Source organism: Aquabacterium sp., from assembly GCF_035476535.1.
Classification (GTDB): Bacteria; Pseudomonadota; Gammaproteobacteria; order Burkholderiales; family Burkholderiaceae_C; genus Pseudaquabacterium.
In genome coordinates this window covers 1-10070 of the sequence record NZ_DATILJ010000015.1, presented here as the reverse complement: position 1 = coordinate 10070, position 10070 = coordinate 1, and the positions used below count along the sequence as shown (strand labels likewise).

The 10070-nt window shown below is 68.8% G+C and carries 8 protein-coding genes; 5 read left to right on the top strand and 3 right to left on the bottom strand.

Annotated elements, in window-relative coordinates:
- Nucleotides 1-749 (top strand): alpha/beta fold hydrolase (locus tag VLK61_RS01555; protein ID WP_325417581.1); only part of this gene is annotated, 749 nt, incomplete at its 5' end.
- Nucleotides 750-760: 11 nt separating this feature from the next.
- Nucleotides 761-1087, top strand: coding sequence for an Mpo1-like protein (locus VLK61_RS01550; RefSeq protein ID WP_325417579.1), 327 nt, complete (start codon nucleotides 761-763; stop codon nucleotides 1085-1087).
- Between the two features lie 18 nt (nucleotides 1088-1105).
- Here VLK61_RS01550 and VLK61_RS01545 read toward each other — a convergent pair whose 3' ends face one another.
- Nucleotides 1106-2050 carry an NAD-dependent epimerase/dehydratase family protein gene (locus VLK61_RS01545; RefSeq protein ID WP_325417577.1) on the bottom strand — a complete coding sequence of 315 codons (945 nt, stop codon included), beginning with the start codon at nucleotides 2048-2050 and terminating at the stop codon, nucleotides 1106-1108.
- The gene (gene kbl / locus VLK61_RS01540) at nucleotides 2047-3261 is read right to left on the bottom strand and encodes a glycine C-acetyltransferase (protein ID WP_325417575.1); all 1215 of its coding nucleotides are present in this window, start codon (nucleotides 3259-3261) and stop codon (nucleotides 2047-2049) included. The genes VLK61_RS01545 and kbl overlap by 4 nt, the downstream gene beginning before the upstream one ends.
- Before the next feature lie 94 nt (nucleotides 3262-3355).
- Here kbl and VLK61_RS01535 point away from each other — a divergent pair, with 94 nt between their 5' ends.
- Nucleotides 3356-3943, top strand: a complete 588-nt coding sequence (locus VLK61_RS01535) for a helix-turn-helix domain-containing protein (RefSeq protein WP_325417573.1) — start codon at nucleotides 3356-3358, stop codon at nucleotides 3941-3943.
- A 48-nt stretch (nucleotides 3944-3991) separates the two neighbouring features.
- On the opposite strand, the gene VLK61_RS01530 is transcribed toward VLK61_RS01535, so the two are convergent.
- On the bottom strand, nucleotides 3992-5854 hold the full coding sequence (locus VLK61_RS01530) for a serine/threonine-protein kinase (protein ID WP_325417571.1): 1863 nt from the start codon (nucleotides 5852-5854) through the stop codon (nucleotides 3992-3994).
- A gap of 273 nt (nucleotides 5855-6127) precedes the next feature.
- On the opposite strand from VLK61_RS01530, the gene VLK61_RS01525 reads away from it, so the two are divergent.
- Together VLK61_RS01525 and VLK61_RS01520 are read left to right on the top strand one after the other, a co-directional pair.
- Nucleotides 6128-7711 (top strand): ShlB/FhaC/HecB family hemolysin secretion/activation protein, encoded by a 1584-nt coding sequence (locus VLK61_RS01525; protein ID WP_325417569.1) that lies wholly within the window; start codon nucleotides 6128-6130, stop codon nucleotides 7709-7711.
- A gap of 71 nt (nucleotides 7712-7782) precedes the next feature.
- Nucleotides 7783-10070, top strand: a 2288-nt coding sequence (locus VLK61_RS01520; RefSeq protein WP_325417567.1) for a filamentous hemagglutinin N-terminal domain-containing protein, incomplete at its 3' end; no start/stop codon positions are given.

Sequence of the window (10070 nt, the reverse complement as noted above, 5' to 3'; positions counted from 1 at the left end):
CCTTCGATGCCGCCCTGCCCTGTGTCGTGTTCATCCACGGCGCGCTGAACGACCACAGCGTCTGGACGCTGTTGGCGCGCTGGCTCGCGCACCATGGCCACGGCGTGCTGGCGGTCGACCAGCCGGGGCATGGTCGCAGCGAGGGCCCGCCGCTGGCCGATGTCGAAGCCCTGGCGGACTGGACACTCGCGTTGCTGGATGCGGCGGGCGTGCAGCAAGCCGCGCTGGTCGGCCACAGCATGGGATCGCTGATCGCGCTGGAAGCGGCCGCGCGCGCGCCCGGGCGGGCCACGCGGCTGGTGATGGTCGGCACGGCCTACCCGATGAAGGTGTCCGAGGCGCTGCTGAACACCGCGCGGGATGCGCCGCTGAAGGCCATCGACATGGTCAATGCGTTTTCGCTGTCCAGCATCGCCAACAAGCCGAGCTACCCCGGCCCCGGCACCTGGCTGCACGGCGCCAACCGCGCGCTGATGCGCCGCGTACAGCGCGGCCAGCCGGCGCTGAACCTGTTCCACCACGACTTCAGCGTCTGCGACCGCTATGCCGACGGCATGGATGCGGCGGCGAAAGTGCGCTGCCCCGTGCACTTCGTGCTCGGCGCGGCCGACCAGATGACCAGCCCCAAGGTCACGCGCGACATCGCCGCGGCCTTGAATGCGCAGGTGCACACGCTGCCCTGCGGGCATTGCCTGATGCAGGAGCAGCCCGATGCGATGTTGAATGCCTTGCGTCTCAGCCTTGCCTAGAAAGCATCACCATGGGCACCGCCACTGCCGAACAGCTCAAGCGCATCCAGAGCTTCGCCGAGTTCTACCCGATCTACCTGGGCGAGCACGCCAACCGCACGTGCCGGCGCCTGCACTTCATCGGCTCGACGCTGAGCCTCGCGTGCCTGGCCATGCTGCTGGCCACGGGGCGGCAGCAATACCTGCTGTACGGGCTGCTGTGCGGTTACGGCTTTGCGTGGATCGGCCACTTCGTTTTCGAGAAGAACAGGCCGGCCAGCTTCAGCCGCCCGCTCTACAGCTTCATGGGCGACTGGGTCATGTACAAGGACATCTGGACCGGGAAGATCCGGTTCTGATGGCCGGTTCTGGCGACGTCAAGCGATCAAGGGTCGCAGCGCCGCCAGCATGTCATCGACCATCGCCTGCAGGTCGTACTGCGGCGCCCAGCCCCAATCGCGCCGCGCAGCACCGTCGATGATGGCTTGGGGCCAGCTGTCGGCAATCGCCTGGCGGAAGTCCGGCGCGCAATCGAGCGTGAAGCCGGGGATGCGCCGTGCTATCGCGTCGCCAATCTCCTGCGGCGTGAAGCTCAAAGCGCCGAGGTTGTAGGAACCGCGTTCGGCGATACGCTCCGCCGGCGCTTCCATCAGCTCGATCGTTGCGCGGATTGCGTCGGGCATGTACATCATCGGCAAGCGCGTGTCGGCACCGAGGAACGAGGTGTAGCGGCCGGTCTTCAATGCAGCGTGGAAGATCTCCACCGCATAGTCGGTGGTGCCGCCGCCGGGCGGCGTCTTCCAGCTGATCAGGCCGGGGTAGCGCAGGCTGCGCACGTCCACGCCATGGTGCGCGTGGTACCAGGCGCACCAGCGCTCACCGGCGAGCTTGCTGATGCCGTAGACGGTGCTGGGATCCATCACCGTCGACTGCGGCGCGGTGGCCGGCGTTCGCGGGCCGAAGGCGGCGATCGAGCTGGGCCAGAACACCCGCTCCAACTTCGCGGTGCGGGCCAGCTCCAGCACGTTCAGCAGGCCGTTCATGTTCAGGTTCCAGGCCCATTGCGGATGCTTCTCGCCATTGGCCGACAGCGCGGCGGCCAGCAGGTAGACCTGCGTCACGCCGTGGCGCTTGACGATGGTGGCCAGCGCCGCGGCGTCGGTGACGTCCAGCGCCTCGTGCGCTGCCTGCGGCAGGCGGCCCTGGGGCGCCAGATCGCTGGTCACCACGGCTTGCGAGCCGTGTCGCGCGATCAGTGCTTCGCCCAGCTCGGTGCCGATCTGGCCATTGGCGCCGATGATCAGAATCTTTGGCGTGCTCATCGAATCAATCCCAGTTCACGCCCGGCCTGCGTGAAGGCGGCCACCGCGGTTTCCAGCTGCGCGCGCTCGTGCGCCGCGCTCAGCTGCACGCGGATGCGCGCCTGGCCCTTGGGCACCACCGGAAAGAAGAAGCCGACGACGTAGATGCCCAGCTCCAGCAGGCGTGCCGCAAGCTGCTGCGCTTTCACCGCGTCGTAGACCATGATCGGCACGATCGGGTGCTCGCCCGGCTTGATCTCGAAGCCGGCCGCACGGATGGACTCGCGGAAGTAGCGCGTGTTGTCATGCAGGGTATCGCGCAGTGAGGTCGAAGCTTCCAGCAAGTCGAGCACCGCGATCGACGCGCCGACGATGGCCGGCGCCACGGTGTTCGAGAACAGGTAGGGCCGCGAGCGCTGGCGCAGCAACTCGATCACCGGCTTCGGACCCGCCGTGAAGCCGCCGCTGGCGCCGCCCAGCGCCTTGCCGAAGGTGCCGGTGATGATGTCGACACGCGCACGCCCGTCGACCAGCAGGCCGCGGTGCTCGTGCGTGCCGCGGCCGGTCGCGCCCATGAAGCCCGAGGCGTGGCACTCGTCGATGGCCAGCAGCGCGCCGAAGCGGTCGCACAGCGTGCGCATCACGTCCAGCTGCGCGATCGTGCCGTCCATCGAGAACACGCCGTCGGTGAAGACCATCACGTGGCGCGCACCGTCGGCCCGGGCCTGCTGCAATTGGGCTTCGAGGTCGGCCATGTCGTTGTGGCGGTAACGCATGCGCTTGGCCTTGCACAGGCGGATGCCGTCGATGATCGAAGCATGGTTCAGCTCGTCGCTGATCACAGCGTCCTGCTCGCCCAGCAGCGGTTCGAACAGGCCGCCGTTGGCATCGAAGGCCGCGGCATACAGGATCGCGTCCTCGGTGCCGACGAAGCGCGCGATGCGCTGCTCCAGCGTCTTGTGCAGGTCCTGCGTGCCGCAGATGAAGCGCACCGAGCTCAGGCCGTAGCCGTGCGTGCGCAAGGCTTCATGTGCCGCGGCGATCACCTGCGGGTGAGACGACAGGCCCAGGTAGTTGTTGGCGCAGAGGTTGACCACCTCGCGGCCATCGGCCGTGCGCACCACCGCGCCCTGGGGGCTGGTCAGCACGCGTTCCGACTTGAAAAGGCCGGCCTCCTGCAGGCCCTGGAGCTGGGCCCGCACATCGGTCAGGAATGCGGCGGTGTCGGTCATGGTGGGCTCCGGGGTTCAGTGCGAGTTTGAGTGGAACTGTTCGATTTACAGAACTTCCGTGCACTATACTGAACGAATCCACTCACAGCAAGTCATGAGCACACCCCTGCGCCCCGCCGCCCCCGAACCGCCCCGCGTCGGGCAGACCCTGGCCCTGCTGCGCGAGCAGCAGGCGCTGTCGCTGGACGAGTTGTCGCGCCGCGCCGGCGTGTCGAAGTCGATGCTGTCGCAGATCGAGCGCGCGCAGGCCAACCCGACCGTCGCGGTGGTGTGGCGACTGGCCAATGCATTGGGTGTGCCGCTGGCCGAGCTGCTGGCCGAAGGGCCACGCAGCGAGCCGCCGGCCATCGTCACCGTGGCTGCGCAGGACACGCCCACGTTCGGCGGCAGCGACGCACGCTGCCAGCTGCGCATCCTCGGGCCGATCGAGCTGGCCGGCCAGTTCGAGTGGTATCAGCTGACGCTGCAGCCCGGCGCAGCGCTGGAATCCGCGGCCCATGAGCCGGGCTCGCGCGAACACCTGACGGTGCTCAGCGGCGCGATGGACGTCGAGGCTGGCGATGCGCGCGCGCGGCTGAAGACCGGTGAGACCGCGCGCTACGCCGTCGACCGGCCGCATGCCATCCGCAACCCCGGCCGCGCCGTGGCGCAAGCCCTGCTGGTGGTCTTGCATCCGGCCTGATGTCCGGCCGCCACCGGCAAGCTCGGACGGCGCACCCCCGGTACGGTGTCAGTGCTCGATGGTGACGCTGAAGCGCGCGGCGCCGTAGGCTTCGCAATCGGCGCTCGGGCAGCTCTTGAGTCCGCCCAGCAGCAGCGGCGAGCTGCGGGTCCAGGCGGCGGCCAGGTCAGAACCGCGCTGCCCGGTGGGCAGCTTCAGGAAAATGTAGTCGCGCTCCTTGCTCAGCTCGCTGTAGTCGCGCGCCTGCGCGCTGACCACCACCAGGAACTCCTCCAGGCCGGCCGGCTCGACGGTGTCGAGCATCCAGGCGGCCTGCGGCAGCTTCAGCGTCTGGCCGGCCTTGATCGCATTGCCGCTGGATTGGGCGTTGGGAAACAGCAGCAGCAGCGAGCCGTCGGGGCCGAGCACCAGCACGTGCACGAAACCGTCGCGCGACGAGCTGACCGTGAAGCCCAGCTTGTCGCGGCCGATGCGCAGGGCGTTCTTGACCGGCGCCGCCTGCACCTTGAAGTCGGCCGTCTGACCGGCGAGGACCTTGTTGAACTCGTCGCGGATCTCGAAGGCCTTGGGGGCGGCGGGCGCTTGCGCCGCAGGGGTCGGCGCGGGTGCGGGTGCCGGCGCAGGTACCGGTGCCACCGCCACGGTGGGTGCCGGCGCCGGTGCCACGGCGGCCGGCTTGGACGCTCCGGATAGCAGGTAGGCAGCGATGCCGCCCCCCACCAGCAGCACCGCGGCCCCGGCGACCACCAGGGTCCTGGTACCGCGGGCCGGTGCTGCTGCCGCAGCCGCGGCGGGTGGTGGCGGCGCCGCCCTGCCCTCGGCCGCGGCAGGTGTCCGGGCGGAAGCCTGGACCGTGGCCTGCACGGTGGCCGGAATGCTGTGCCTGGCGGATGCGGCCGGCGGCAGGCCCAGGTCGGCGCGCAGCGCATCGATGCTGGGCGTGCGTTCGTCCGGGCGCACCCGCAGCGCGTTGTCGATGGCCTGCAGGAAGCCGGGGCTGTAGCGGCCGGCGGCGGTGAGGCTGAGCGGCTGGAAGTTGTCGTTCATCAGCCGGCCCACCGAGGTCGGCGGCGTCTTGCCGGTGATCGCGTAGTGCACCGTGGCGGCCAGCGCATACACGTCGGTCCAGGGGCCCTGCTTCATCTCGGGCACTTCGGCGTACTGCTCCACCGGGGCATAGCCCGGCTTCAGGATGACGGTGAGCGCCTGCGTCATGTCGCTGATGACGCGCCGCGCGGCGCCGAAGTCCAGCAGCAGCGGCCGCTCGCTGCCGGCCAGCAGGATCACGTTGTCGGGCGCGATGTCGCGGTGGTAGCAGTGCTCGGCATGGATCACCGCCAAGGCCTCGGTGAGCGCGGCCAGCAGGGACAGCAGCCAGGCTTCGTCGGGCGCCGTGCCCATGCGCCTGAGCTTGTCCTTCAGCGTCACGCCCTCGTACAGCGGCATCACCATGTAGGCGGTGCCGTTGGCTTCCCAGAAGCGGTAGACCTTGACCAGCGACGGATGGTCGAACGAGGCCAGCAGCCGGGCCTCGTTGACGAAGCTCCGCAGCCCGAGATCGAAGGTCTCGCGATGGCGCTCCGAGCGCACCTGCACCTGGCTGGAGTCCACACGGGCGGCCAGCGACGAGGGCATGTACTCCTTGAGCGCAACACGGCGCTGCAGCGAATGGTCCTGCGCGGTATAGACGATGCCGAAACCGCCTTCGCCGAGCACACCGATGAGCTCGAACTCGCCGAGGTAGGTGCCCGCGGGCAAGGCATTGCCGATGTCGCCTGCCTTGGCAGCGGCCGGCGCGGCGGCGACTGCGGTCGGCGGGAAGACCTGCACGGTGGCCGCGTTCGGATCGACCCCGACAGTGAGGGGCCGGATGGCCGTGCGGTCATCGTCGTCGGAAGGGTCGCTGCTCATGGACGGCGTGTGATGTCGAGCATCGGGAGAGGTGTGCGATTGTGGCGGCAAATCGTGGCCCGACGGCATGCGGCAAACACCGTCGCGTCAATGCCCACAAACCGCCGACAAAACGCCACGCTTGCCGCTACATCGCAGTGAATACTGCTCAGTCTCCTTGCTACGCAAGCATCCTGCCCGCAGAATTCTCGTTCCCCGGACGGAGGGCCAGCGCGGCATGCTGCGCGCGTCGGGCTCGTCCCGTTCGGCCATCCGCAAAAAAGAGAGCCATCGATGAATCGAATGACAAGGGCCGGCGTGCTTGCTGCACTGTTGGCGCTGACGGCGGTAAGCGCATCAGCCCAATCCGACACGCAGCGCGTGGCCGTGACGGACATTTCGATCATCGGCAATACGCTGCTGCCGCAAGCCACGTTGGACGCGGCGCTGGCGCCCTACAAGGGCCAGCGCACGATGGCCGAGCTCAAGCAGGCCGCGGCTGCGGTGCAGGAGCTGTACCGCCAGGCCGGCTACGGCGCCGTGGTCACCTTCCTGCCCGAGCAGGCGGTGGCCGGCGGCAAGCTGGTGATCGGCGTGCTCGAAGGCCGCATCGCGCGTGTCGTGGTGCTGGGCAACAAGCAGTTCAGCGCCGAGAACGTGCGCCGCAGCCTGCCCTTGCTGGCCGAGGGCCAGACGCCGCGGGTGCGCCGCATCGATGCCCAGGTGCAACTGGCCAACGACAACCCGGCGCGCAAGCTGGCGCTGACGTTGGAGGCCGGCAGCAACAAGGGCGAGGTCGACGCGGTGGTCAATGTCACCGAGGAGCCGGTCAGCCGCTGGTCGCTGTCGGCAGACAACTCGGGCAGCCGCCAGACCGGGCGCCTGCGCCTGGGGCTGGGCTACCAGCACGCGGCGCTGTGGGATCGGGACCACCAGCTCTCGCTGCAGGCCCAGATGGCACCGGAGCACCCGAGCGCGGTGCGCATCTTCAGCGGCAGCTACCGCGTGCCGCTGTATTCGGCCGGGCTGATATTCAACACCTTTGCCACCTACTCCAACGTCGACGCCGGTACCACCGCGACTGCCGCCGGCGCGCTGCAGTTCAACGGCAAGGGCCGCGCGCTGGGGCTGTCGCTGACCCGGCTGTTCGACCGCTTCGGAGAATTCGATCAGCGCCTGACGCTGTCGCTGGAGAAGCGCGATTACCTCAACAACTGCGCCATCGAAGGCCTGCCGGCCGGTGCCTGCGGCAGTGCCGGCGAAAGCGTTACGGTGCATCCGCTGGCGATCGAGTACAGCGCCCAGCGCCCCGGCGAGCGCACCGCCGGGTTCAACCTGGCCCTGTCGCACAACCTGAAGCTGGGCGGACGCCACGCCGGCGCCGGCAGCATCGGCGCTGTTCGGCCGGGCGGCGAGTTGGGCTTCACGGTGCTGCGCGGCAGCGCCTATGCCGTGACGCCGCTGGGCCGCGACTGGCGCCTGAACTACCGGCTGACGGCGCAAGCCAGCGCGGACGGCCTGGTGCCCGGCGAGCAGTTCGGCCTGGCCGGCATGAACGCCGTGCGCGGCTACCAGGAACGCGAGGTCACCGGCGACAGCGGCGCAGCCGCCAGCATCGAGGTCATCTCGCCGGCCATCGGCAGCACCGGGCTGCGCGTGCTGGCGTTCGCCGATGGTGGTGTCGCCCGCAACCGCCTGGGCACCGATTGCCTGGAAGGCCAGACCCGTTGCACGCTGGCCTCGTGGGGCCTGGGCACGCGCTTTGCGCTAGGCGCATCGCAATGGCGGTTCGACGTGGCGCAAGCGCTCAAGGACGGGCGTACCAGCGAACGCAACTCGGTGAGGCTGCATTTCCAGGCCAGCCTCTCGTTCCAATGACACGCACCTCTTGTGCATCGGCCGCGGCGCCCGGCGCCGCCTGCCCGACGACCTCTAACCCAAGCGACACCATGCGATCCACAGCCTCCGTTCTCGCCCGCGCCGCGCGCCCGATGCGACGGCGCTTTGCTCCCAAACGCCTGGCGCTGGCCTTGGCCGGCTGCTCGCTGCTCACGCTGATGCTGGACCCGGCACTGGCCCAGGTCCTGCCTTCGGGCCTGTCGGTGGCCAACGGCCAGGCCCAGGTGAACACCGTGGGCAACCGCATGACGGTGGTGAACTCGCCGCAGGCGGTGCTCAACTGGAACAGCTTCTCGATCGGCACGAACCAGTCGGTCTATTTCCAGCAGTCCAGCGCCACCAGCCAGGTGCTGAACCGGGTGGTCGGCAACGACCCCTCGCAGATCCTGGGAAGCCTGGGCAGCAACGGCCGCGTATGGTTGCTCAACCCGAACGGCGTGCTGTTCGGCCAGGGGGCACGCGTTGACGTGGCCGGCCTCGTCACCTCCACGCTGCGGCTGAACGACACCGACTGGCTGGCCGGGCGCTACGCCTTCAACGCTTCCGGCACCGATGCCGCGATCGTCAACCGCGGCGAGCTGCGCACCTCCTTCGGCGGCACGGTCGCGCTGATCGGCAGCGATGTGCGCAACGAAGGCCTGGTGCAGGCGCCAGGCGGGCAGATCATCCTGGCGGCGGGCCAGAGCGTGGAGCTGGTGGACACCGGTGCGCCCAACCTCGGTGTGCGCATCACGGCACCCGCCGGTGCCGCGCGCAACCTCGGCGAATTGAGTGCAGCGGGCGGTCGCATCGACATCCATGCGGCAGCCGTCAACCAGCAAGGCATCGTCAGTGCCGACGCCTTGACCACCGGTGCCGGCGGCGAGGTCTGGATCAAGGCCAGCAAGTCCGTCGAGCTTGGTGCCAGCAGCCGCACCAGCGCCGACGGGGCCAGCGGCGGCACGGTGCAGGTGGCGTCGGACGCAGGCCGCACCACCGTCGACGGCAGTGTCAGCGCTCGGGGCACGCAAGGCACCGGCGGGCAAGTGGTGCTGCTCGGCCGCGAAGTGGGCTTGATGAATGGCTCGCGCGTCGATGTGTCCGGAAATGCCGGCGGTGGCGAGGTGCTGGTCGGCGGTGGTGAACGCGGACAGGACACGCGCTATGCCAACGCGCAGGCGGTCTACTTCGGGCCGCAGGCCAGCATCACGGCCGATGCGTCGGCGCAGGGCCAGGGCGGGCGCATCGTGTTGTGGAGCGACCAGGCCACACGCGCCTTCGGCAGCTTGAGCGCACGCGGCGGCGCGCTGTCGGGCGACGGCGGCTTCATCGAGACCTCGGGCGGTTGGTTGGATGCGCGGCCGGCGCGCGTCGACCTGCGGGCGCCGAAGGGCCGCATGGGCCAATGGTTGCTGGATCCCTACGACATCCTGATCAGCAACTCCTTCACGGTCGGCGTGGAGGGCGGCTACGACGCCGATTTCACCGCGAACGGATCGCCGTCGCAGATCCTGGCCAGCACGCTGCGCGACGCGCTGATCGCCGGCACTAACGTGACCGTCTCCACCGGCGGGTCCAGCGGCAGCGAGAACGGCGACATCACGGTGAGCAACGCCAACCTCTCGGTGGACACGGCCTCGCCGGGCAACCTGACGCTGCAGGCCGACCGCCACATCTCGATCAGCAGTTCCTCCCTCGGCAGCGGCGGCTCCGGTGCAATGGACATCAGCCTGGTCGCAGGGTCTTCGGGCAATGTCACCATCGCCTCGTCGAGCCTCTTCACCAACGGCAAGATCTCGGTCGCTGCCAACCAAGTCAGCATCGACACATCGAGCCTCACGGCCACCGGCAAGATTGCGATCGGTGCCAGTAGCGTGTCATTGGGGTTCTTCGCGTCGATCTCGTCATCTGCCAGTGGCGATGCGATCGTGCTCTCGGGCCGCAACAGCGGCCCGATGACTGCGTTCACGAACTTGATGTCGGCGGGACTGGGCCTATCGTCCGGGCGCTGGATCGTCTACTTCAGCAACATCACCTCGGACGATTTCAACCCCGGTTCATTGGTGTTTGACTACGACTTCAAGCAACACGGTTCGGCTTCCTGTTGCTCGAGCGTCGGCGAGGGCAACGGCTTTGTCTTCAGCGCGCCGCAGACCGCCACCGTCACGGCCACCGTGCTCGGTCGCCAATACGACGGCACGACCAACGCGCCGGTGCTGTCCAATGCCAGCGCGGTCGGCGTACTGGGCGATGTCGGCGAGCTGAACGAGGAATATTCGGCCAGCTATGCCGACAAGAACGTTGGTACCGGCAAGCCGGTGACCTTCGACGGCAGCGATGCTTTCGTCTTCTTCGACAC

Coding starts and splice junctions, on each gene's coding strand:
- VLK61_RS01525 (WP_325417569.1), top strand. CDS start 6,128: ATGAATCGAATGACAAGGGCCGGCGTGCTTGCTGCACTGTTGGCGCTG.
- VLK61_RS01530 (WP_325417571.1), bottom strand. CDS start 5,854: ATGAGCAGCGACCCTTCCGACGACGATGACCGCACGGCCATCCGGCCC.
- VLK61_RS01535 (WP_325417573.1), top strand. CDS start 3,356: ATGAGCACACCCCTGCGCCCCGCCGCCCCCGAACCGCCCCGCGTCGGG.
- VLK61_RS01545 (WP_325417577.1), bottom strand. CDS start 2,050: ATGAGCACGCCAAAGATTCTGATCATCGGCGCCAATGGCCAGATCGGC.
- kbl (WP_325417575.1), bottom strand. CDS start 3,261: ATGACCGACACCGCCGCATTCCTGACCGATGTGCGGGCCCAGCTCCAG.
- VLK61_RS01550 (WP_325417579.1), top strand. CDS start 761: ATGGGCACCGCCACTGCCGAACAGCTCAAGCGCATCCAGAGCTTCGCC.